General features: G+C 70.3%; 17 protein-coding genes. 10 read left to right on the top strand and 7 right to left on the bottom strand.

All coding sequences use genetic code 11. The features are described from left to right. Window positions 1-174 precede the first annotated feature (174 nt). The gene (locus BMY19_RS05030; RefSeq protein WP_100251052.1) at window positions 175-3,906 is read right to left on the bottom strand and encodes a vitamin B12-dependent ribonucleotide reductase; all 3,732 of its coding nucleotides are present in this window, start codon (window positions 3,904-3,906) and stop codon (window positions 175-177) included. Between the two features lie 514 nt (window positions 3,907-4,420). Between BMY19_RS05030 and BMY19_RS05035 the strand changes: the two genes are divergently transcribed. Both BMY19_RS05035 and BMY19_RS05040 read left to right on the top strand, forming a co-directional pair. Further along, window positions 4,421-4,837 (top strand): NADH:ubiquinone oxidoreductase subunit NDUFA12, encoded by a 417-nt coding sequence (locus BMY19_RS05035; protein ID WP_020091666.1) that lies wholly within the window; start codon window positions 4,421-4,423, stop codon window positions 4,835-4,837. 128 nt (window positions 4,838-4,965) lie between these two features. Next, on the top strand, window positions 4,966-5,622 hold the full coding sequence (locus BMY19_RS05040; RefSeq protein WP_056521486.1) for a DUF2155 domain-containing protein: 657 nt from the start codon (window positions 4,966-4,968) through the stop codon (window positions 5,620-5,622). Window positions 5,623-5,647: 25 nt separating this feature from the next. Here BMY19_RS05040 and BMY19_RS05045 read toward each other — a convergent pair whose 3' ends face one another. After that, the gene (locus BMY19_RS05045; RefSeq protein ID WP_100251053.1) at window positions 5,648-6,709 is read right to left on the bottom strand and encodes a polysaccharide deacetylase family protein; all 1,062 of its coding nucleotides are present in this window, start codon (window positions 6,707-6,709) and stop codon (window positions 5,648-5,650) included. A gap of 273 nt (window positions 6,710-6,982) precedes the next feature. On the opposite strand from BMY19_RS05045, the gene BMY19_RS05050 reads away from it, so the two are divergent. Next, the gene (locus tag BMY19_RS05050) at window positions 6,983-8,134 is read left to right on the top strand and encodes a GNAT family N-acetyltransferase (protein ID WP_244534834.1); all 1,152 of its coding nucleotides are present in this window, start codon (window positions 6,983-6,985) and stop codon (window positions 8,132-8,134) included. A gap of 12 nt (window positions 8,135-8,146) precedes the next feature. On the opposite strand, the gene BMY19_RS05055 is transcribed toward BMY19_RS05050, so the two are convergent. Then, entirely contained in the window at window positions 8,147-10,366 is a 2,220-nt protein-coding gene (locus BMY19_RS05055; RefSeq protein WP_100251055.1) for a GumC family protein, read from the bottom strand. A gap of 189 nt (window positions 10,367-10,555) precedes the next feature. Between BMY19_RS05055 and BMY19_RS05060 the strand changes: the two genes are divergently transcribed. Beyond that, window positions 10,556-11,134 (top strand): polysaccharide biosynthesis/export family protein, encoded by a 579-nt coding sequence (locus BMY19_RS05060; protein WP_020091671.1) that lies wholly within the window; start codon window positions 10,556-10,558, stop codon window positions 11,132-11,134. A 15-nt stretch (window positions 11,135-11,149) separates the two neighbouring features. On the opposite strand, the gene BMY19_RS05065 is transcribed toward BMY19_RS05060, so the two are convergent. Both BMY19_RS05065 and BMY19_RS05070 read right to left on the bottom strand, forming a co-directional pair. Beyond that, window positions 11,150-11,788 carry a hypothetical protein gene (locus BMY19_RS05065; RefSeq protein ID WP_100251056.1) on the bottom strand — a complete coding sequence of 213 codons (639 nt, stop codon included), beginning with the start codon at window positions 11,786-11,788 and terminating at the stop codon, window positions 11,150-11,152. 176 nt (window positions 11,789-11,964) lie between these two features. Further along, complete coding sequence (locus BMY19_RS05070; protein WP_012317333.1) at window positions 11,965-12,213, bottom strand: hypothetical protein; 249 nt, start codon at window positions 12,211-12,213, stop codon at window positions 11,965-11,967. Window positions 12,214-12,481: 268 nt separating this feature from the next. On the opposite strand from BMY19_RS05070, the gene BMY19_RS05075 reads away from it, so the two are divergent. Then, window positions 12,482-12,700, top strand: coding sequence for a hypothetical protein (locus BMY19_RS05075; RefSeq protein WP_020091673.1), 219 nt, complete (start codon window positions 12,482-12,484; stop codon window positions 12,698-12,700). A 15-nt stretch (window positions 12,701-12,715) separates the two neighbouring features. Here the strand turns inward: BMY19_RS05075 and BMY19_RS05080 are convergent, their stop codons facing one another. Then, window positions 12,716-13,777: a hypothetical protein gene (locus BMY19_RS05080; protein ID WP_091678749.1), complete on the bottom strand. Its 1,062-nt coding sequence runs from the start codon at window positions 13,775-13,777 to the stop codon at window positions 12,716-12,718. A 28-nt stretch (window positions 13,778-13,805) separates the two neighbouring features. Continuing rightward, window positions 13,806-16,850 carry a penicillin-binding protein 1A gene (locus BMY19_RS05085; protein ID WP_100251057.1) on the bottom strand — a complete coding sequence of 1,015 codons (3,045 nt, stop codon included), beginning with the start codon at window positions 16,848-16,850 and terminating at the stop codon, window positions 13,806-13,808. Window positions 16,851-17,006: 156 nt separating this feature from the next. On the opposite strand from BMY19_RS05085, the gene BMY19_RS05090 reads away from it, so the two are divergent. The 5 genes from BMY19_RS05090 (at window position 17,007) to gyrB (ending at window position 23,450) form a co-directional block, all read left to right on the top strand. Then, window positions 17,007-18,674, top strand: a complete 1,668-nt coding sequence (locus BMY19_RS05090) for an alpha-amylase family protein (protein WP_100251058.1) — start codon at window positions 17,007-17,009, stop codon at window positions 18,672-18,674. 67 nt (window positions 18,675-18,741) lie between these two features. Continuing rightward, window positions 18,742-19,125: a hypothetical protein gene (locus BMY19_RS05095; RefSeq protein WP_100251059.1), complete on the top strand. Its 384-nt coding sequence runs from the start codon at window positions 18,742-18,744 to the stop codon at window positions 19,123-19,125. 89 nt (window positions 19,126-19,214) lie between these two features. After that, window positions 19,215-19,859, top strand: a complete 645-nt coding sequence (locus BMY19_RS05100; RefSeq protein ID WP_020091678.1) for an MBL fold metallo-hydrolase — start codon at window positions 19,215-19,217, stop codon at window positions 19,857-19,859. Window positions 19,860-19,864: 5 nt separating this feature from the next. Further along, complete coding sequence (locus BMY19_RS05105; protein WP_100251060.1) at window positions 19,865-20,827, top strand: aldo/keto reductase; 963 nt, start codon at window positions 19,865-19,867, stop codon at window positions 20,825-20,827. A 178-nt stretch (window positions 20,828-21,005) separates the two neighbouring features. Beyond that, window positions 21,006-23,450, top strand: a complete 2,445-nt coding sequence (gene gyrB, locus BMY19_RS05110; RefSeq protein ID WP_091978012.1) for a DNA topoisomerase (ATP-hydrolyzing) subunit B — start codon at window positions 21,006-21,008, stop codon at window positions 23,448-23,450. Window positions 23,451-23,452 lie beyond the last annotated feature (2 nt).

Raw genomic sequence — 23,452 nt, forward strand, 5'->3', positions numbered from 1 at the left:
TTCGGGGGATTACTGACCGGTACAGCGAGCGTGGATATCGTCCGCTGATCGGCGCCCCTCTCGGACGCACCCGGTCGAATGCCACTTTGAGATATATCTCGCTGAAACCTCAGCAGGTTCAACTCAGAGCGGCAAGCAACTTAGGCCTTCTTTATCGTACGAGCCGTCGGCGTATCAGGAGCACCCGGTCGTCGAACCGCAGGTATCGCACTTCAGGCAGGTGCCGTTGCGGACCAGCGTGAAGTTCGCGCATTCCGGGCAGGCCTCGCCGACGTAGCCCTTCATCTTCGCCTCGGCCCGCCGGTCGGCGACGCTCCTCTCCGCCTTGGCGAAGGGGAGGGTGTCGGCGATCGTCTCGGCCTGACCGGCCACCGCCGGCTCCGCCTTCAGCGCCGCGCTGCCGCGGATGGCGTGGACCGTGCCGCCGGCAGGCGCCGTCTGGCCGGTGCTGGCCGCACCGACCCCGAGGCTGGCACCGGCCGGGCCACCCTGGATCAGGGTGAGCCGGTCGGCCGAGCCGCGCAGCAGGCCGCGGGACACGACCGAGGAGGCCGGCGCGGGCTTCGGGCCCTCGCGGGTCGTGTCGCCGCTCTCGCCGCCGCCGATCACCGTGCCGCCGATCTCGGCGGGGCTGACATGGGCGAGGTCGGCGCGGCCGAGATACGAGACCGCCAGCTCGCGGAACACGTAGTCGAGGAGCGAGGTCGCGTTCTTGATCGCGTCGTTGCCCTGCACGAAGCCGGCCGGCTCGAACCGCGTGAAGGTGAAGGCCTCCACGTATTCCTCGAGCGGCACGCCGTACTGGAGGCCGAGCGAGATCGCGATGGCGAAGTTATTCATCAGGCTCCGGAAGGTCGCGCCCTCCTTGTGCATGTCGATGAAGATCTCGCCGAGGCGGCCGTCGTCGTACTCGCCGGTGCGCAGGTAGACCTTGTGGCCACCCACCACCGCCTTCTGGGTGTAGCCCTTCCGGCGGGCCGGCAGCTTCTCGCGGGAGCGGATCCGCTCGACGCGCTCGATCACGCGCTCGACGATCTTCTCCGCGGCCGCGGCGGCCTTGGCGGCGGCCGGGGCCTGGATCAGGGCCTCGATCCCCTCATCGGCCTCGTCTTCATCATCCGAGATGAGCGCCGAGTTGAGCGGCTGCGACAGCTTCGAGCCGTCGCGGTAGAGGGCGTTCGCCTTGAGGGCGAGGCGCCAGGACAGCAGATAGGCCGCCTTGCAATCCTCGACCGTGGCGTCGTTCGGCATGTTGATGGTCTTGGAGATCGCCCCCGAGATGAAGGGCTGCGCCGCCGCCATCATGCGGATGTGGCTCTCGACCGAGAGGTAGCGCTTGCCGATCCGGCCGCACGGGTTGGCGCAGTCGAAGACCGGGTAGTGCTCGAGCTTCAGGCCCGGCGCGCCCTCCAGGGTCATCGCCCCGCAGATGTGGGTGTTGGCGGCCTCGATCTCCTTCTTGGTGAAGCCGAGGAACGGCAGCAGCTCGAAGGTCGGGTCCGACAGCTTCTCGGCGGGGACCCGGAGGGTCTGCGTGAGGAAATCGTCGCCGAGCGTCCAGCGGTTGAACACGAACTTTATGTCGAAGGCCGACTTCAGGCCCTTCTCCACCGCGGCGATCTTCTCGTCCGTGAAGCCCTTGGCGCGGAGCGTCGTCGGGTTGATGCCCGGCGCCTGACCCATCGAGCCGTGGCCGACCGCGTAGGCCTCGATCTCGGCGATCTCGGATTCGCGGTAGCCGAGAGCCCGCAGGGCGTCCGGAGCGGCCTGGTTGATGATCTTGAAGTAGCCGCCGCCGGCGAGCTTCTTGAACTTCACCAGGGCGAAGTCGGGCTCGATGCCGGTCGTGTCGCAATCCATCACGAGGCCGATCGTGCCGGTCGGCGCGATCACGGTGGCCTGGGCGTTGCGGTAGCCGTGCTCCTCGCCGAGCTTCAGCGCCCGGTCCCAGGCGGCGCGGGCATGGTCGCCCAAATCCGCCTGCGGGATGTTCGCGTGGTCGAGGGCGACCGGCGCGACGTTCAGGAACTCGTAGCCACCGGCCTCGCCGTGGGCGGCCCGGCGATGGTTGCGGATGACCCGCAGCATCGCGTCGGCATTCTCGTCGTAGGCCGGGAAGGTGCCGAGTTCCGCGGCCATCTCGGCCGAGGTGGCGTAGGCGACGCCGGTCATGATGGCGGTGAGGGCACCGGCGAGCGCCCGGCCCGCGTCGGAATCGTAAGGAAGGCCCATGGTCATCAGCAGGCCGCCGATATTGGCGTAGCCGAGACCCAGCGTCCGGTAGCGGTAGGAGAGTTCCGCGATCTCCTTGGACGGGAACTGCGCCATCATCACCGAGATCTCGAGCACCACCGTCCAGAGGCGGTTGAGGTGCTCGAAGGCCTCCACGTCGAAGCGCTTGGTATCCCGGTCATACATCGTCAGCAGGTTCGCCGAGGCGAGATTGCAGGCGGTGTCGTCGAGGAACATGTACTCGGAGCACGGGTTCGAGGCCCGGATCCGCCCGCCCGCCGGGCAGGTGTGCCAGTCGTTCATCGTGGTGTTGAAGTGCAGGCCCGGATCCGCAGAGGCCCAGGCGGCCTCGCCGATCCGCTCCCACAGGTCGCGGGCCTTCAGGGTCTTGGTGACCTTGCCGGTGGTGCGGGCGGTCAGCTGCCAGTCGGCATCCGCCTCGACGGCGCGCAGGAAGTCGTCGGTCAGCGAGACCGAGTTGTTGGAATTCTGGCCGGCGACCGTGAGGTAGGCCTCCGAATCCCAGTCAGTGTCGTAGACGGGGAACTCGATCTTGGTGAAGCCCTGGCGGGCGAACTGTACGACACGCTTGATGTAGGAATCCGGCACGGAGGCGCGGCGGGCGGCCTTGATCTCGCGCTTGAGAGCTGGGTTGCGCTCCGGATCGAAGCAGGCATCGCCCTCGGCCTCGCACTGCGTGCAGGCCTTCATCACCAGGGTCAGGTGCTTGGAGACGACCTTGGATCCCGTCACCAGGGCGGCGACCTTCTGCTCCTCCTTCACCTTCCAGTCGATGAAGGCCTCGATATCCGGATGGTCGATGTCGACGATCACCATCTTGGCGGCGCGCCGCGTGGTGCCGCCCGACTTGATCGCGCCGGCCGCCCGGTCGCCGATCTTCAGGAAGCTCATCAGGCCCGAGGACTTGCCGCCGCCGCCGAGCTTCTCGTTCTCCGAGCGCAGCATCGAGAAGTTCGAGCCGGTGCCGGAGCCGTACTTGAACAGGCGCGCCTCGCGCACCCACAGGTCCATGATGCCGCCGTCGTTGACGAGGTCGTCCTGGACCGACTGGATGAAGCAGGCGTGCGGCTGCGGGTGCTCGTAGGCCGAGGCCGACTTGGTCAGCACGCCGGTCTGCGGGTCGCAATAGTAGTGGCCCTGGCTCGGGCCATCGATGCCGTAGGCCCAGTGCAGGCCGGTGTTGAACCATTGCGGCGAGTTCGGCGCCACCATCTGGCGAGCCAGCATGAAGCGCAGTTCGTCCATGAAGGCCGAGGCATCCTCCTCCGACGAGAAGTAGCCGCCCTTCCAGCCCCAGTAGGTCCAGCAGCCGGCGAGCCGGTCGAAGACCTGCGTGGCGGAGGCTTCGGAGACGAAGCGCTCGTCCTCGGGGATCTCGGCCAGGGCCGCGTCGTCCGGCACCGAGCGCCAGAGGAACGAGGGGACCGCGTTCTCCTCGACCTTGCGCAGCCGCGCCGGAACGCCCGCCTTGCGGAAGTATTTCTGCGCGAGAACGTCGCTCGCGACCTGGCTCCAGCTCTCCGGCACGTCGATGCCGTCGAGGCGGAACACGACCGAGCCGTCCGGGTTGCGGATCTCGCTCAGGGCCTTGCGGAAGGGGATCCCGGCGTAGGGCGATTGTCCGGCCGTGGTGTAGCGACGCTCGAACCGCATGAAACACACCTCTCCCGTCGGGACACGAGGGTCCCGGCCCCGCGCGACGCGGGGTCTAGCCCGATAGTGGGATTCGCGGCCGACCACGCCCGGCTGAGAGACGTGCCTCGGTCCCGCGAACGAAAATTAGGAACGGCCGCCCCTGCCCAACGCACCACTTCCGCGGAGCGCGACCGATGCAGGGAGATTACCGCCGCCTTCACTCTCACGTCAACAAGTGGTGTTCGACGGCCTTGTTCCCCGCTAGATGTTGTGCCGGCTCGCAAAAGCCTGTGGATATCGTCCCGGGCCGGGATAAGTGTCCTTCCGGCTTTCGGGAATCGGATCGGGAAAATTTTAGATTCACAACCCTAGGGAGCGGAACCGGCGGATGGCCGGAACCGGAGGCCGAAAGCGCGGGCCGAGCGTTGCCCCGGGGCGACACTTCCGTCATGCGGCTGGACTCACACGCGCGCGGTCACCATAACGGCGCCGACGAGCGCCCTCGCGGCGCGCCACGATTCCGGGACCGGCGATGGCGCTGAAGGACACTTTGCTGCGCATCTTCACGTGGTGGAACGGCCAGACCGTCTCCGTCGCGCTCCAGACCGCGCGCACCGGCATCTTCGTCGGCGAGGACGAGTTCGGGAACAAGTACTACAAGGCGGAGGGCGCGCTGATCGACCGATCGGTGGGCTCGGAGCGCCGCTGGGTCGTCTACAACGGCTACGCCGACGCCTCGAAGGTGCCCCCCGGCTGGCGCGGCTGGCTCTGCCACAACGTCGACGTCGCGCCGAGCGAGGAGACCTACCAGCCGAAGGCGTGGCAGAAGCCCCATATCGAGAACCAGACCGGCACCGCGAACGCGTACCGGCCGGCGGGCTCGCAGCTCTCCTGGGGCCAGCGGCCGGCCGCGACGGGCGACTATGTGTCCTGGACGCCGGGCGAGTAGAGCCGCGACCCGTCGCGGAGCCGGCGCCCTTTTGCCGCCACCGTTCCGGTGTTCATGACGGGTCAATCCCGATCGCCCGCCGCGCACCCGTTGGCGCGGCCGGTCACCCTCGTCCAGGGGTCCGAGCCTTGAGCCGCATCACCGCCCTCGCACGCCGCGCGCTCGCCCCGGGCCTCGCGCTCCTCGTCTGCGCCGGCCCCGCCGCCGCCGACAAGATCAAGAACCCGACCGCGGTGTTCTCCGGCCTCGACAAGATCACCGGCCGGATCGTCAATTTCGAGGTGGCGGTCGACGAGACCGTGCAGTTCGGCGCCCTGCAACTCACCCCGCGGGTCTGCTACACGCGCCCGCCGACCGAGAGCGCCAAGACCACGGCGTTCCTCGAGGTCGACGAGGTCACCCTCGACAACAAGTACCGCCGGATCTTCACCGGGTGGATGTTCGCGTCGAGCCCCGGCCTGCACGCGATCGAGCACCCGATCTACGACGTGTGGCTGGTCGACTGTAAGGGCGGCAGCGACGTGATCGCCGAGGCCAAGGAGCAGGAGGACGTCCCGGCCGTGGCGGCCAAGCCCGAGAAGGCGAAGCGCCCCGGCAAGGATGCGACCAAGACCGCCCAGCAGCTCAATGCCAACGGGCAGGTGGACGTGGAGGCGCCGCGCGGCGTGCCGGTGCAGCCCCGCCAGAAGCCCTCGCGGAAGTTCTTCCCGTCGAACGAGGGGCCGGCGCCGGCCCCGCCGCCGCAGCAGCAGCCGCAGAACCTGTTCGACGCGCTGTTCCGCTGACGCCGCGCGCGGGCGCGGCGTCGCCTCAGGCGATGTTGAGCCGTCGCCCGCGATTCCACGCCAGGAACGGGACGCCGGAGAGCAGTCCGGCGAGCGCCGCGCGCGTCTGATGGCAACCGTTCACCGACACCCGGGGCAGGGCCTGGAGGTGCGCGGCGTGCTCGGCGAAGAGATGGCCGGGCCGCGTGGTCACGGCCGTCGCGAAGCCCATCTCCCGCGCCAGGGCGAATTCCCGCGGGCCGGCGGAGGTCGGATCCCCGACCGGGTAGGACAGGTGCCGCACCGGCCGCCCGAGTTCCGTCTCGATCCGCGCGCGCCCCTCGGCGATCTCGCGCGCCGCGATCGCGGGAGCGTGCTTGGCGAGCATCGGATGGCTGACCGTGTGGGCGCCGACGGTGACGGCCGGGTCGGCGGCGAGGTCGCGCAGCTCAGCCCAGGACAGGCACAGGTCGGCGGCGAGGCGCCCGGGCGGGAAGCCGGCCTGCCGGCAGAGGGCCGCGATCCGGTCGAGGAGGTCCGCCTCGTCCCCGCGCCGCAGGTCGCGGTACAGGGCTTCGAAGGCCAGCGCCTTCTCCTGCGGGCTGCGCGCCGGAAGGTCGAGACTCCGCGCGCCGACGTCGATGCGCACCCGGTCCACGCGCGCGATCGCCTGCTCCAGCTCGATCCACCAGAGCCGCCCGGCCTGGTCGGCGAAGCCGCTGGTGACGAACAGGGTCCACGGCGCGCCGTGGCGGGCCAGCACGGGACGGGCGTGCTCGACATTATCGCGGTAGCCGTCATCGAAGGTCAGGACCGCGAAGGGCGGCCCGTAATCGGGTTCGGCCAGCCGCTCCGGCACCGAATCGAGACCGATGATCTCGAAGCCGCGGGCATCGAGCTCGCGCAGGGTCAGATCGAGGAACTCGGGGGTGATGCCGAGCAGGCGGTTCGGCGCGAAGGCCGGGACCGGGTCGGGGCTGACGTGATGGAAAGTGAGGATCACGCCGAGGCCGCGCGCCGCGGGGCTGAGCCAGCGGTCCGCCCCGAGCGCCTGGATCGCGCGGAACCCGGACGCGAAGACCCGATGCTTGGCACGCGACGACAGCATGGCCCTGAACCGTTCGGGCCCGCGGCCCAGCTCGGCACAGCCTTGGCTCGCCCGGGTAAACAAAGCCGAAAGCATGCGTGACTGCGGCGAAGGCAAGCTATCATTAGCCACGACTGTTCTTTGGCGGACCGTCCGGCGCCGGTATCGCGCCATCATCGATCGGAGTGACGGGCTGTTCAGCCGCTTGCCGTCAGGGTGCGCGCGGCACGGGATCGCGCGCGGTCCCCGGGAGATCGGGTCATGGCGGTCGGTGTCCACGTAGCGGGAACGGACATGGTCGATTCGCGCAGCGTCGGGGGGCTCGTCGCGGAGATCATCCCCGATCTGGCCGCCGCGGAGGCGCTGTGGCGGCGCCTGGACGCCGATCCGGCGAGCCTCGGCACGCCGTATCAGCGGTTCGACTGGATCAGCGCCTACCTGCGGGCGACGGGACAGGCCGAGCGCGCGCGCGTCGCGGTCCTGCGGGATGACGACGGACGGCCGCGCATCCTCGTCCCGTTCACCCTGAGCCGGGAGCACGGGCTGCGCCTCGCGCGCACGGTCGGCGGCACGCACGCCAACTATCACATGCCGCTCTTCGCCACCCGCGACGCGGCGGCCATCGGGCCAGGCAGCATCGTCGCGGCGCTGATCCGCGCCGGCCGCGCTGAGGGTATCGACGCCTTCGCGCTCAAGCACCAGCCCCGGATGTGGGACGGGGCAGCGAACCCGCTCGCCGCGACCGGCGAGGCGGAGGCCAGCGACGGCTACGGCCTCATGCTCGGGCCGGATCCGGAAGCGACCGTGCGCCGGGTTTTCAGCGCGGACGCCCGCAAGAAGCTGCGCTCCAAGGAGAAGCGCCTCGTGGAGGCGCACGGCGCGATCGTCTACCGCCGCGCCGAGACCGCCGACGAGGCGGCGCGCCTGCTGGCGGCGTTCTTCGCGCAGAAATCGGCCCGCTTCGCCGGCATGGGAGTGGCCGACCCTTACGCCGATCCCGCGATCCGGTCCTTCCTGACGGCCGCGTCGACCGGCGCAGAGCCCGCCATGGAGCTGTACGCCCTGTGTCTCGCCGAGAGCGGCCGCGTTCTCGCTACCTTCGGCGGTGCCGTCAGCGACCGACGCTTCAGCGGCATGATGACGGCGTTCGACGGCGACCCCGAGGTCGCCCGTTACAGTCCCGGCGACCTTCTCCTGCAGCATCTCGTGCGCGACCAGACCGCCCGCGGCCGGCAGGGCTTCGATCTCGGCGTCGGCGAGGCGCGCTATAAGGCCAGCATCTGCGACGAGACGATCAGCCTCGTCGAGACGATCATCCCGGTCACCCTGCGGGGCCGGGCCTACGGCTCCCTGCGCCGGGGCCTGACGCGGACGAAACGGCGGATCAAGCGCGACCCGCGCCTCTACGCCGCCCTCAAGCGGCTCCGCACCTTGCGCCGGTCCTGATCGGCGCGCGGCCTAGGCGGCGTTGAGGCGCAGCTCCGCCCGCGCCTCCTCGACATCGGACGCGGCCGGGCGATCCTGCGCGACCAGGATCTGCCCCGCGCCGGCCTCCTCGGCGAGGGCGTAGAGGTCGGCCAACGCCGGATCTTCGGCATCGGCGTTCGACGCGATGACGACGCTGTCCATGAAGCCGGCCACGAGCTCGAGGAGGTCGACGGCCCCCGGCGCGGCGTGGAGCCGGAAGACCACCCAGTCGTAGGCCTCGGCCATGGCCTCGAAGGTCAGGGCCAGGGCATCGGGCTCGTCGAACAGGACGGTCGACTCCAGCAGCCCCGCCTCGATCCGATGCTGGCCGCCGTCCCGGCGTGCCTGGATCACGTCGAGGAACGCGGCCTCGCCGGCGATGAGGTCGGCGAAGCCGAGCCGCGCCGTGCCGTCGTTCGGCAGGTTCAGGTCGACGGCGACGAGGCTTCCCTCGCGACCGAGCGCGCGGGTCAGGGCCTCGGACAGCGCCGGGACGCCGCGACGGGCTTCGGTCTCGACGATCAGGACGCGGCGACCCGCCTGCGCCTCCGGTGCGCGGGGCGCCGCCGCGATGCGCGCGACGAGCGGCGCGAGATCGAACATGTCGGGGGAGCGGAGCGCCGCGGCCGCGGCGGGCGCCGCCGACGCGGCGGCAGCCGCGCCCGACGCCTCGGACCAGCGGGCGGCCGGTGTCGCCTCCGGGAAGGTGAAGGACGGCCGATCCAGCACCGGCTCGCGGCGCCGCCGATCGTCTGCCGGATCGCCGTCGCGGTCGCCGGCGGCGCGGCCGGACTCGGCGAGCAGCGCGCTGGCGATGACCCCGCCGACCGAGAGCATCAGCGTCAGCAGCGTCGCGAAAGCGACGATCGGCAGCTTCTTCGGGAAGGACGGAACCTCGGGCGTCACCGCGCGGGACACGATACGGGCGTCAGCTGGGGTCGCGGCCTCGCCGTCGCGCGCCGCCGCCTCGCGGTAGCGGCCGAGATAGGATTCGAGCTGCTCGCGCTGCGCCTTGGCCTCGCGCTCCAGCGCGCGGAGCTGGATCTCGCTGGCGTTGCCGCGGACGACGACGTCCTGCTGGCCGTCGACGGCGGCCTGGAGGCTCTCGACCCGGGCGCCCGCGATCTTGGCGTCGTTCTCCATCGTGCGCACGACGCGCTCGGCCGAGGCCTTGATCTGGGCGTCGAGGTCCTCGAGCTGGGCGTGCAGCTCCTTGATCCGCGGGTGAGCCGGCAGGAGGGTCCGCGACTCGAGGGCGAGCTGGGCGCGCACGGAGATCCGGTTCTCGACGATCCGGCGGATGACCTCGTTGTTGGCGACGTCGGGAATCTCGAAGGCGCGCCCGTCCTTGATCAGGTCCTTGATGGCCTTCACCTTGCCGTCGAGGTCGGCCTTCAGGCTCCGCGCCGCGGAGAGCTGGCTCGACAGCTCGCCGAGCTGCTGGGCGTTGAGCGGCCGTCCGGCCAGGCCGGTGCTGCCTACGAGGCCGTTTTTGGCGCGGAACGCCTCGACCTTGGCCTCCGCCTCGGCGACGCGCTTGCGCAGCCCGTCGATGTTGCCGCCGAGCCAGGTGGAGGCGTAGCGGGCGGTGTCGACCTTATCGGCCTCCAGCGAGCCGATGTAGAGCTTGGCGATGGTGTTGGCGGCCTCGGCCGCGAGCTTCGGGTCCTTCGCGCGGAACTCGATCGTCAGGATGCGCGACTTGCCGGCAGGGAAGACCAGGAGGTGGTCGAAGTAGGCGTCGAGGACCCGGTCCTCGGCGGGGCGGTCCAGGGGATTGGGACCGATGCCGAGCATCATCAGCACGCGCTGCACGGCGCCGATGCTGCCCGCGCCGGGATCGAACTCGGCGTTGCCGACGAGCTTGAGCCGGCGGATCGCCTCGCGGGCGAGATCGCGGGACATCACGACCTGCACCTGGCTCGCCACCGCCTGCTCGTCGATCGGCGCGAGCTGGTCGCCGCGCTCCTGCGCGGTGCGGGCGAAGGCCGGGTCGCGGCTCTCGAGGAGCACCTTCGCCTCGCCGGTGTAGCGCGGGCTGACCACGTTGACGAAGACGCTCGCGCCCAGGGCGACCACCAGGGTCGGCCCGACGATCCAGCCGATCGAGCGCCGCAGGATCCGCGGCAGCTGCGCGAGGCCGAGGCCTTCCTCGGCGCGCGGCTGGGATCCGGGCACGGCGTAGGTCGAGCGTTGACGGATCGTGGACATGCGGACGCTCTGAACGCGGAGACAGGCCGGGCGGGCATTACTGCCGTCCCGCGGCCATTAGTGGATGTTAAGGTTGCTCAAGAGTTAAGGGCCGCGCGGACCGGTGACGGCGCCGCCTCCGTCGCGCGGTGATCAAGTTTCATTAACCTTAACGGCCTACATCACCCCGCAACTGCATCCATGACGGCGATGGTGATGAACCGGCGCGCTCTGCTCCTCGCACTCGGCTCGACTCTGGCGCTCGGCGGCTGCCTGCGGCCGAGCTTCCGCACCGACCAGCTCGATGCCACCGGCACCGGCTCGATCGCCGCGCGGTACACGCTGGCGGCGGGCGACAAGCTGCGGGTGATCGTGTTCGGCCAGGACAACCTGTCCAACATATACGCGGTCGACGGCGCGGGGCGCATCGCCATGCCGCTGATCGGGACCGTGCAGGTGGGCGGCCAGACGACCGCGCAGGCGGCCAAGGCGATCGAGGCCAAGCTGGCCTCCGGATACGTGCGCGAGCCGCACGTCACCGTGGAGGTGGACGCCTACCGACCGTTCTACATCCTCGGCGAAGTCACCACCTCCGGTCAGTACCCGTTCGTCAACGGCATGACCGTTGAGACCGCGGTAGCGATCGCGGCCGGTTTCGGCCCGAGGGCAGCGCGCGATTACGCCGTCCTGACCCGCGACGCCGGTGGCTCGCTGATCTCCGGGATCGTGCCGATGACCTACGCGGTCCGGCCGGGAGACACGATCGTCATCAAGGAACGCTTCTTCTGAGCAGCGCGGCGCCGGTCACTGCCCGCTCTGCCACGGGTTGATCACCCGCATGGCGGTCTTCTGCGCTGGGATCGGCGTCGCCACCTCAGGCATCGGCTGCCGGGCGCGGGCCATCATCCGCCGCGCCTCCTGCGCGGGCACGGCGCCGACCGGCGTGAACAGCCCGGCCAGGACCTTCCGCGTGCCCCGGCTCACAAAGCGCGAGTTCTGGACCGGCTCGAAATCCCGGATCGCGTGGCGCTTGTCGGGATTTCCGGTGAACACCCGGGCGCCGGAATTCAGCACCACGATGTCGCCGGGCCGCAGCGTCTCGTCCTTGAGCAGCGCCGCCGTCGCGCCGCCCTTCATGTCGATGGGGGTCTGGCGCTCGCTGATCTCCCGCTCCTTGACGCGGATCTTGAGCGGGAGCGCCGCGTAGCGGGTCTGGAAGCGGCGGCGCGCCGCCCCGAGCCGCGGGGTCGCGTGGCGGCCGAAGGCGCGGCCGTCGAAGGCGGGGGCCGGGGCAGGGGCCGGCTGGGCCTGCTGAGGGGCCGGCCGGGCGCCGAACAGCATCTCGAGGAAACCGACCTCGGCGGCCTGGGCGCGCAGCGCCGACCCGGCGAGGAGACCGCCGGCCGCCATGACGGCCAGCAAGCTGCTCGTGCGAAGCCTCATAGCACCCTCCGGAAGCGACGCCCGACGCGAGCATCCGACCCTCAACCGCAAGGCGTACTGGAGGGTTCCGGATGATTTAGAGTCTGCTTAGGAACGCCCCGCGGCGACCCGCCGGCGCGGGATTCGACGTGCCCGCGGTCAGGATCCCGGCGCGCCCGAGCGCGCAGGGACGCGGTCTAGCCCGGCGCCGACTGCTCGCCCTCGCCGATGCAGTCGAGGGCGCGCTCCACGGCGCTCACGGCATCCAGGAGGTGCTGAACGGTGCGCTCGACCTCGATCGCCGGACGCCCCATCGCGGCGGCGCGGGCGCTCACATCCTCGAGCTGCTCCAGCAGGGCGAGGAGATCACCGGCCACGGTCACAACTTCGCAGCGAGCGAGGCGGGTGACGGTCGGGCGCGGACGGAAGGGCAAGACGTTGCTCATCGCGGAGGGTTGTCGCCCGAAACGACCGGGATTCGCCAGGGGGAGGGGGCCGAACTCAACACGATTGGCCGGCCCTATCCGCCGCAATCCCGGTCTGTGGTGGATTTTCCGTGGCCGGCGCGCATCGGAGGCGGCAGAACGGATTTACATCTTGCGCGCGACCTTGACGGAGGCGCCTCCGCGCTGACCATGCCGCGAGACGTCCCGTGAGGGCCGCTCCGGCCGTGGCCGGTCGCGGGCCGGCCACGGCCCGCTTTCAGGATACGCGATGCGCTTGACCCTTCTCGCCCTCTCCGCGCTGACGCTCGGCGGCCTCTGCGCCTGCAGCACCAGCGACGGCCCGGATTCCCGCAGCGGCCTCGCCGAGACCTTCAACCTCGACAACTACCGGGCCTCGGGTAACACCAACGGCACCCAGACCCGCCGCGACGTGAACCGCGCCTACACCCAGCCGACGCTGCCGACGATCGGCAACCGCGGGATGTGAAGCGCGCGCGGCGCGTCACCGCTTGGTGAGCGCGTCCGCGAAGGTGGCGATCCGGTTGCGGGCGTAGACCGGCAGGCCGGCGCTGATCGAGTTGCCGGTGTTGAAGCTGGAATTGCCCATCAGCACCTGCGCGGGGAGCAGGTTCTTCAGCACCGGAACGCGGGCGTACTCGGCCTTGCGGTCGAGGACGTCGCCCTTGATCGCCAGCGCCATGTAGGTGGTGACCACCGTCTTGGTCGGGTCGTTCGGCATCGGCTGGAACACGGCCAGGAACTTGCCGAAGCGCAGGATCTGATTGACCCAGAAGATCGTCTGCTCCAGGCCGCCGGTCACCGCGGTGTCGATCTTGGTCAGCGCCTTGAGCCGGTCGCCCTGGTCCGGCCCGAGCACCCGCAACTCGCTCTGGAACGAGACGAACTCGGCGATCTTCTTGGTCGAGCCTTCCTCGAGCTTGTTGGCGAGCTTCACGCCGAGCGGCAACTTGCCCTCGAGGTCGTAGCGCGACTCGATGCAGGCGCCCGCGCCCTCGCACCACGGACGGTCGGGCCGCTTGGCGAAGGCGGCGGCCGGGTCCTTGTTGGGCGTCACGTCGGCGACCGCCAGGGTGCGGTGCTTGATCGCCGGATCCATCTTCTGGACGAAAGCGAGGTTGGCGAAGGCCTGGAGGTCGATCGCCTCGGGCGGCCGCGGGACGACGAAGCGCCCCTCGGCGACGTAGACCTTCAGGGTCTCGTGCCGCGGCTTGGTCACGCCGTTCACCGTGACCGTGTAGTCCGGCTCCTTGTAGCCCGGATACGGGGCGAGCGCCGCCGCCTCGGCCGGCCGCGCCTTCAGCCAGTCGAGGTACGGGATCAGGCCGTTCTCCGGCGCCGACGGGTTGTCGCGGTGGTCGGTGAACAGGATCTGGCCGGGCTTGATCGCGGCCGGATCGACGGCCGTGACCGAGGGCACCTCCTTGATCCGCTCGGGCCCCGGCGCCGGGGCGGTGTTGGCGGCGGGCGTCTGGGCGCGTGCCGGGAGGGCCGGGAGCGCGGCCGTGAGGGCGGCCGCCAGGGCCGCGGGAAGCTGCTGGCGCAACGGGATTCTCGTCTGTCGGGGAGGGCTGTCAGTAACCGGGGTCTTCGCCGAACAGGTAGTCGGGATCGCGGCGGCGCGGGCGGCGCGCGTCGTCGTCCCCGCCGAAGGGCGAGCGATTCGTCTGGCCCGGCCAGGGCTTGTAGGGATCCTGACCGTAGAGATCCACGTCGCCCTGCGCGCGGCGGCTGCGCGGCGCGGGACGCTCGCCGAACGGGTCGAGGAAGTCGGATCGCGGCCGCTCGCCGGTCATGTTGCCGTAGTAGTCGCCCGCGACGCTCGCGCCGTCGTCGCCGGCGAGATCGCCGTCCTGCGCGTCGGGCCGCATGGCGTAGAGCGTCTCGCGGGGGACGAGGCGGTACTGCGTGTCCGCCATCCGGCCGTCGCCGCTGGTGCGGAAATGTTCGAGGAATCCGCCGCCGGCGACCCGCACGCCGCTGCGCGGGTCGACCGGCAGGTCGGCGATGAACGGGCGGGCCTCGGGGGAGGGGCCCCGCAGCGGCGTCTTGGCGACGCCGTTCGCCCAGGCCGCCTGCAGGATCGCCGAGGCGATCGGCACCGAGACGTGGCCGCCGGTCTGGCCGCGGCCGAGCGTCTTGCGGGTGCCGTCGGCGTTGTCGTAGCCGACCCAGACAACCACGCTGATCTCGTTGGTCAGTCCGGCGAACCACGCGTCGTTCTCGTTCTCCGAGGTGCCGGTCTTGCCCGCGACGTAGGCCGAGACCTTCGCGAGCGCCGCGGCCGTGCCGTGCTGGGTCACGCCCTGCAGCATGGTCTTCAGCTGGTAGAAGGCCACGCGGTCCGCCGAGGCGATCCGCACCGGCTCCTTGGCGGCGTGCGCGTAGAGGGGCTTGCCGTCCCGCTCGACCGATTCGAGAGCGTAGGGCGCCGGGCGGGCGCCCTCGTTGGCCACCGCCGCGTAGAAGCCCGCGAGGTCGAGCATCCGCACCGGCTGCGCGCCGAGGACGAAGGGGTAGTAGGGCTCGCACTCGGCGTAGATCTGCGCCTCGAGGGCGATGTCGCAGACCCGCTTCAGGCTCGCCGGCGCCTTCGGGGCGATCCCGCCCTGGAGGAGCCGGGCGGTGACGAGGTTCTTGGAGAATTCCAGGCCGCGCCGCAGGGTCGTCGGTCCCGAGCCGCCGCCCTCGTAGTTCTTCGGCGACCAGGAATCGCCGGCCCCGCCGATGGGCGGCAGGGTCACGGCGGAATCCATGACCAGGGTGTTCGGCTGCAGGCCGGCGTTGAGCGCGGCGAGGTAGGTCAACGGCTTCAGCGTCGAGCCGGGCTGGCGCACCGTCTGGGTGACCCGGTTGAGCTGGCTCAGCGGGTAGGAGAAGCCGCCGGCCATCGCGAGGATCCGGCCGGTCTGGTTCTCCAATACCAGGGCCGCGCCCTGGACGGTCGGCCGGACGCGGAGCTGCGCGCGCGGGCCGCCCTTGCCGGCGCTGAGCTTCACGCGGATCACGTCGTAGAGCTGCAGCTTGCCGCGGGCGATGCCGGGGTCGAGGGAGGCGGTGCGGCCGTCGGCGAGGCCCACCTTCACGCCGCCGCGGCCGGTTTCCAGCACCACCGCCATCGGCCAGTGAACGTCGTAGAGGACCGGGCGGGCGCTCTCGAGTGCCAGGAGCCACGCCGGCTTCTTCTGCGGCACGGCCGCGACCCTCTCGCCGCGGCGCGGCTTCGCGGCCGGCCCCGCCTCCGGCCTGGCATCGGATTTCGCGGCTTCCGGCCGCGCGCCGGTGACGGCGGGCGCGGCCGAGGCGGAGCCCTCCGGTGCCGGCGTCGCCGCTTGGATCCGCCGGACGCTGTCGGCGAGGTTGAGTTCCGGCCCCGTGAAGGCCTGACGGCCGGTGGCGCGCTCGTAATTGGCGAGCCCGTCCTGAAGGGCGTCCTCGACGGCGCGCTGCAGCCCCGCGTTGATCGTCGAACGGACGGTCAGCGAGCCGGAGGTCAGCGAATCCACGCCCGCGAAGGTGCGGGCCTCGCGATTGAGGAAATCCACGACGTAGAAGCCGGAGTCGCGCCGCGCGGTCTCGATCGGCTTCAGACCGAGATCGGACTTGATCGCCGCGCTCATCTCGGCCTCGGTGATCGTCCCCTCTTCCTTGAGGCGGGCGAGCACGTAGGCGCGCCGCTCCCGCGCGCGGTCGGGGTACTTGTCCGGGCTGTAGAAGTTCGGCCCCTTGGGCATGCCGGCGAGGAGCGCCGCTTCCGGAAGGGTCAGCTGCCCCACCGGCTTCCCGAAATAGCTCTGCGCGGCCATCTCGATGCCGTAGGCGCCGCGGCCGAGATAGATGCCGTTGAGGTAGAGCCCCAGGATCTGCGGCTTCGTCAGGATGCGCTCCAGCCGCGACGCGACGATCATCTCGCGGATCTTGCGCTCGTAGGTGACGTCGTCGCCGACCGAGAGGTTCTTGACCACCTGCTGGGTGATGGTCGAGCCGCCCGCCGGCCGCCCCGGCGAGGCGAGGTTGGCGATGAAGGCGCGGATCACCCCGCGCTCGTCGATCCCGTGATGGGTCTCGAAGCGCTTGTCCTCGGCGGCGATGAAGGCCTTCTGGACGAGGTTCGGAACGGCCGTGATCGGCACCACGATGCGGCGGCCGTTCGGCTCCGATGCCTCGGCGAAGGGCTTGCCGGCGCCGTCGAGGATCCGGGTCATCCCCGGCAGGGCCTTGTCGCGCAGGGCCTCGGCGCTGGGCAGATCCTTGGTGGCGTTGTCGTAGAACTCGATCACCGCCTTCGCGTCGAAGGGCGAGTTCGCCGGGTTCTCGCCCTTGCAGAACTGCTTGTAGCTCGTGTTCAGCTCGGTCAGGTCGAGACCGTGCAGGATCTTCGGCGCGGCCGGACCGGCGACCGTGGACGGATCCTCCATCGCGGTGGTGATCAACTCGTCGAGATTGATGTCCTCGATGTCGAAGGCCTTGCGCATGTGGGCGCAGCCGTCGCGCAGCAGGCGCACCACCTCCGGGCCGTCCGTCGCGGGATCGAACTGCGTCCGGACCGCGTCCGGCCGTGTCGTGACCTGGCTGAGCGTCAGGGCGGTCGCGAACAGCTTGATCAGGATGGCGTTCATACGAGCCGGGTTCGGGGGACGCGACGGGGCGAGCGCGGACCTTTCGGGAGCGCGCCTGAACAGGGCGTGCACAACGCGGCTGATTTAAGGAGACGCCGCACGGCAACGCTTTGGCCGACTCCCACGTTCGTGAGGCGCGACGACGCCGGGGGGCCCATGATCAACGACCTGTGGTACAAGAACGCGATCATCTACTGCTTGTCCGTCGGCACGTTCATGGACGCCAACGGCGACGGCATCGGCGACTTCGCCGGGCTGGAGCGCCGACTGGACTACATCCAGGGCCTGGGCGCCACCGCGGTCTGGCTGATGCCGTTCCAGCCCTCGCCCAAGAAGGACGGCGGCTACGACATCGCCGACTATTACGGCGTCGATCCGGATTACGGCTCCCTCGGGGACTTCGTCGCCTTCACGCACGCCGCCAAGCAGCGGGGCCTGCGCGTCCTCATCGACCTCGTCGTCAACCACACCTCGGACCAGCATCCGTGGTTCCAGTCGGCCCGGTCCGACCCCAAATCGCCCTACCGCGACTGGTACGTCTGGTCGAAGGAGCGCCCCGCGAGCGCCGACGAGGGCATGGTCTTCCCGGGCGTTCAGGAAACCACCTGGACCTACGACACCAAGGCCAAGGCCTGGTACTTCCACCGCTTCTTCAACTTCCAGCCGGATCTCAACACCGCCAATCCGGAGGTGCTGGCCGAGATCCTGAAGATCATGGGCTTCTGGATCCAGCTCGGCGTCTCCGGCTTCCGCATGGACGCGGTGCCGTTCGTCATCGCCGAGAAGGGGGCCGATGTCGGCGGCAAGCCCCGCGAGCAGTTCGAGATGCTGCGCGACTTGCGCGAGTTCCTGCAGTGGCGCCAGGGCGACGCGATCATCCTGGCCGAGGCCAACATCCTGCCGAAGCAGGACCTCGACTATTTCGGCGACGACGCTGACCGCATGCACATGATGTTCAACTTCCAGGTCAATCAGGCGACCTTCTACGCCCTGGCGGCCCACGATGCGCGGCCCCTCGTCAAGGCGATCGAGCGGACGAAGCCGCGCCCGCTCTCCTGCCAGTGGGGCATCTTCCTGCGGAACCACGACGAGCTCGACCTGGGACGCCTCACCGACAAGCAGCGCCAGAGCGTGTTCGACGCCTTCGGACCCGAGAAGGGGATGCAGCTCTACGACCGCGGCATCCGCCGCCGCTTCGCGCCGATGCTGGCCGGCGATCCCCGCCGGATCCGCCTCGCCTACTCGCTGATGTTCACCCTCCCGGGAACGCCGGTGCTGCGCTACGGCGACGAGATCGGCATGGGCGACGAGCTGGCTCTGCCGGAGCGCGACTGCGCCCGCACGCCGATGCAGTGGACGAGCGAGCACCAGGGCGGGTTCTCGACGGCCGAGCGCACCGTGCTGCCGCTGATCGACCACGGCCCCTACGGCTACGCGCACGTGAACGTCGCCGACCAGCGCCACGAGGAGGGCTCGCTGCTCAACTGGATGCAGAGCATGATCCGGCAGCGCAAGGAGGCGCCGGAGATCGGCTGGGGCGACGTCGTCGCGATGGAGACCGGGCGCCCGTCGGTCCTGGCGCTGCGCTACGCGTGGCGCGGCAATGCCATCCTGTGCGTCCACAATCTCGCGCCGGAGCCCGTCGAGTTCGCGATGGCGTCGGGATCCGAGGATCGCGAGCACGACATCCTCGTCGACCTGCTCACCGGCGCCCGCAGCGAGGTCAAGGACGACGGCCGCCACTGCCTGTTCCTGGAGGGATACGGCTACCACTGGTTCCGCGTTGGCGGGCTCGACGCGCTGCTGAAGCGGCGGCCGACGTGAGGAACACCGGAGCCCGGCTCGCCCTCGGCCGGCCGAGACGGTAGGACACGCCCGAGCAAGGTGTACCATGGCCCGGACGAAGCATTATCCCTCGGACGCGACGATTGCCGACATTCTGCCGGACCTGGCCGACGGGGAAGACTACCTGCGCCAGGTGCTGGTCACGATGCGGATGTGCCAGAAGCATTACGGCGACGCCTGGGTGCGGATCGGCGTGACCGGCCGATCGCCGACGCCGTCCTACCGGATCGACCGGCCGGACGAGACGGCGCGGGGCGACGGTGCCGTCGAGCCGGGCAGGTCCCTGTTCGGCGCCTATGGCGGACGGTCTCACGACCGGTTCACGCAGGTCAACGCGGCGGAGACCCACTGGAGCTCGCGGGCGCTCGGCATGGCCGACATGCTAGCGCTTCACGACGGCCTGCGCCGCCCGAAGGGCGACGCGGCCTGAGCCTGCCGCAGAGGGTGCCGCCCACCCGCGTTCTGCGCTAGACTCGGGCCGAGGGCGTCCGGAGCGGCGCTGCCAACTCGCGGAACGACATGCCAGGTACACCACGGGCCGGGATCATCCCGGTCACGCCCTTCCAGCAGAACTGCACCCTGATCTGGGACGACGCGACCAAGGTCGGCGCCGTTGTCGATCCCGGCGGTGATCTGGATCGGATCGAGGCGGCGATCCGCGAGCAGGGCGTCACCGTGGAGAAGATCCTGCTGACCCACGGGCACGTCGACCACGCCGCCGGCGCCGACGAGCTGCGCGAGCGCCTCGGCGTGCCGATCGAGGGCCCGCACCAAGCCGACAAGTTTCTGCTCGATTCCCTCCCCGAGACGGCGGCCAATTACGGCCTCGGCGCCGCCCGGCCGGTCACGCCCGACCGGTGGCTCGACGAGGGCGACGCCGTGACGGTCGGCGGGCTCGGCTTCGACATCCTCCACTGCCCCGGCCACTCGCCCGGCAGCGTCGTGTTCGTGAGCCGGGACGCGCGCTTCGCCCTCGTCGGCGACGTGGTGTTCAAGGGCTCGGTCGGCCGCACCGACCTGCCCGGCGGCAACCACGAGCAGCTCATTCGCGCCATCAAGGACAAGGTCCTGCCGCTGGGCGACGACGTCGCCTTCATCCCCGGCCACGGACCGACCAGCACTCTCGGCGCGGAGCGCGTGTCCAACCCCTTCCTCCAGGATTGACGCGCATGGACAGGCGCCGCATCGGCCGCTCCGACCTGACGGTCGCGCCGTTATGCCTCGGCGGCAACGTCTTCGGCTGGACGGCCGACGAGGCCGCGTCCTTCGCGATCCTCGACCGGTTCGTGGAGAGCGGCTTCGACTTCATCGACACCGCCGACGTCTACTCGCGCTGGGCCCCCGGCCACGTCGGCGGGGAATCCGAGACGGTGATCGGCAAGTGGCTCGCGGCCCGTCCGGGCGCGCGCGACCGGATCGTCCTGGCGACCAAGGTCGGCATGGACCTCGGCGAGGCCGGCCAGGGCCTCTCGGCGGCCCATATCGAGCGGGCCTGCGAGGCCTCGCTGCGGCGCCTCGGGGTCGACCGGATCGACCTGTACCAGTCGCATCTCGACGACGCGGCGGTGCCCCTCGAAGAGACCCTGAGAGCGCACGAGCGCCTGATTGCGGCCGGCAAGGTCCGGGCGATCGGCGCCTCGAACTACACCGCGGCCCGGCTCGCGGAGGCGCTGGCGGTCTCGGCCTCCGCGGGCCTGCCGCGCTACGAGTGCTTGCAGCCCGATTACAGCCTCGCCCAGCGCGGCTACGAGGCCGAGCTTGAGCCGCTCTGCCGGGCGGAGCAGATCGGCGTGATCGGCTACTTCTCCCTGGCGGCCGGCTTCCTGACCGGCAAGTACCGCAGTGCCGACGACGCGGCGGGACGCCCGCGGGAGAACCGGGTCGCCAAGTACCTGAACCCCCGCGGCCTCGCGCTGCTCGACGTCCTCGATTCGGTCGCGCAGGCCCACGGCGCGAGTCCGGCCCAGGTCGCGCTCGCCTGGATCATCGCCCGCCCCGGCATCACCGCGCCCATCGCGAGCGCGACCTCCGTGGCGCAGCTCGACGAGCTGCTCGGCGCCGTCCGGCTGACGCTCGCACCCGGGGCGATCGACCGCCTGGATGCGGCGAGCGCGGGCGGCATCGAGGGCTAACGCAGCGTTAAGCGACGGGCGTCACAAAAGCGACGGGACGGGCCCGCCGCGGACCCGTAAAATCGTGCAATCTCAACGCGGAACCCCTATATCAGGCGGACCAAGCGAGAGTTCAGGCGCGGGCGCCCGAGGGCGCATCTGCCACCGACGCGATCAGGCCCGCCTGCCGAGGAAGTTCATGGCCGACACCCCCCAGACCGAGCCCGCCGATTACGGCGCGGAATCCATCCGCGTGCTGAAGGGCCTCGACGCCGTCCGCAAGCGGCCCGGCATGTATATCGGCGACACCGACGACGGATCCGGCCTCCACCACATGGTGTACGAGGTCGTGGACAACGCCATCGACGAGGCCCTGGCCGGCCACGCCGACCTCGTCACCGTGACGCTCAACGCCGACGGTTCCTGCACGGTCTCCGACAACGGGCGCGGCATCCCGGTGGACATTCACAAGGAGGAGGGCGTCTCGGCGGCCGAGGTCATCATGACCCAGCTGCATGCCGGCGGTAAGTTCGACCAGAACTCGTACAAGGTCTCCGGCGGCCTGCACGGCGTCGGCGTCTCGGTGGTGAACGCCCTGTCGTCGTGGCTGCGCCTGCGCATCTGGCGCAACGACAAGGAGCACGCGATGGAGTTCCGCCACGGCGACGCCGTGGCGCCCCTGGAGATCATCGGGCCCGGGAACGGGAGGCGCGGCACGGAAGTCACCTTCCTGCCGTCGACCGACACCTTCACGATGATCGAGTTCGACTACGGCACGCTGGAGAAGCGCCTGCGCGAGCTTGCCTTCCTCAATTCTGGCGTCCGCATCGTCCTGACCGACGCCCGCCACGCCGAGAAGAAGCGCGAGGAGCTGTACTACGAGGGCGGCATCGAGGCCTTCGTCCGGTACCTCGACCGCTCCCGCAAGCCGATCGACGGGATGACGAGTCCCGTCGTCGTCAGCTCCGAGCGCGATGGAATTCGCGTCGAGGTCGCGTTCTGGTGGAACGACTCGTTCAACGAGACGGTCCTGCCCTTCACCAACAACATCCCGCAACGCGACGGCGGCACCCACATGGCCGGTTTCCGCGCCGCCCTGACGCGCCAGATCACCGGCTACGCCGAGTCCAGCGGCGTCGCCAAGCGGGAGAAAGTCTCGCTCACCGGCGAGGATTGCCGCGAGGGCCTCACCGCGGTCATCTCGGTGCAGGTGCCGGACCCGAAATTCTCGTCGCAGACCAAGGACAAGCTCGTCTCGTCCGAGGTGCGCCCGGCCGTGGAGAACGTCCTCAACGAGGGCCTGTCCACGTGGCTCGAGGAAAATCCGAGTCAGGCCCGGTCGGTGATGGGCAAGGTGGTGCTGGCGGCCTCAGCCCGCGAGGCCGCCCGCAAGGCGCGGGAGACCGTGACCCGCAAGGGCGCGCTCGACATCGCCTCGCTGCCCGGCAAGCTCGCCGACTGCCAGGAGCGCGACCCGACCAAGTGCGAGATCCTGCTGGTGGAGGGCGATTCCGCCGGCGGCTCGGCCAAGCAGGGCCGCGACCGGACCTTCCAGGCCGTGCTGCCCCTGCGCGGCAAGATCCTCAACGTCGAGCGCGTGCGCGCGGACCGGATGCTGTCCTCCGCGGAGATCGGCACCCTGATCACGGCGCTGGGCGCCGGGATCGGGCGCTCCTCCACGGACCGGGAGGGCTTCAACCCGGAGAAGCTGCGCTACCACCGCATCATCATCATGACCGACGCGGACGTGGACGGCTCGCACATCCGCACGCTCCTGCTCACCTTCTTCTTCCGGCAGATGCCGGAGCTGATCGAGCGCGGCCACCTCTACATCGCGCAGCCGCCGCTCTACAAAGCCGAGCGCGGCCGCCGGGCGATCTACCTGAAGGACGAGCGCGCCCTCGAGGATTACCTGATCGACCAGGGCACCGACGGCGCGATCCTGCGACTCTCCACCGGCGCGGAATTCGCCGGGGCGCAGCTCAAGAGCCTCGTCGAGGAGGCCCGGACGTTCCGGAGCATCCTGCAGGGCCTGCACACGCGCTACGACCGCTCCGTGGTCGAGCAGGCGGTGCTGGCCGGCGCCTTCGATGCCGAGGCGGCGTCGCGGGCGGGTGAGGCCGAGGTCCTGGCCGACATGACCGCCCGCCGGCTCGACGCGATCGCCGACGAGATCGAGCGGGGCTGGCAGGGCGAGTCGTTCGAGGACGGCTATCGCCTCAGCCGGACGCTCCGGGGCGTTCGGCAGGTCTCGACCCTCGACGCCGGGCTGATCACCTCGCAGGAGGCCCGGCGCCTCTCCGAGCGGGCCGACGCCTTCCGGGAGATCTACGGCGAGCCGGCCACGCTGATGCGGAAGTCCGACGAGACGGTGCTCCACGGGCCCGTGGCGCTCTTCGAGGCGGTGATGGCCTTCGGCCGCAAGGGCCTTCAGCTCCAGCGGTACAAGGGCCTCGGCGAGATGACCGCCCAGCAGCTCTGGGAGACCACGCTCGACCGCGACGTCCGCTCGCTGCTGCAGGTCAAGGTCAAGGACGTCACCGATGCCGACGACCTGTTCGTGAAGCTGATGGGCGACGTGGTCGAGCCCCGGCGCGAGTTCATCCAGGAGAACGCGCTGAGCGTCGCGAACCTGGACGTGTGACG

Origin of the sequence: Methylobacterium sp. UNC300MFChir4.1 (assembly GCF_900110155.1) — a bacterium.
Lineage (GTDB): Bacteria > Pseudomonadota > Alphaproteobacteria > Rhizobiales > Beijerinckiaceae > Methylobacterium.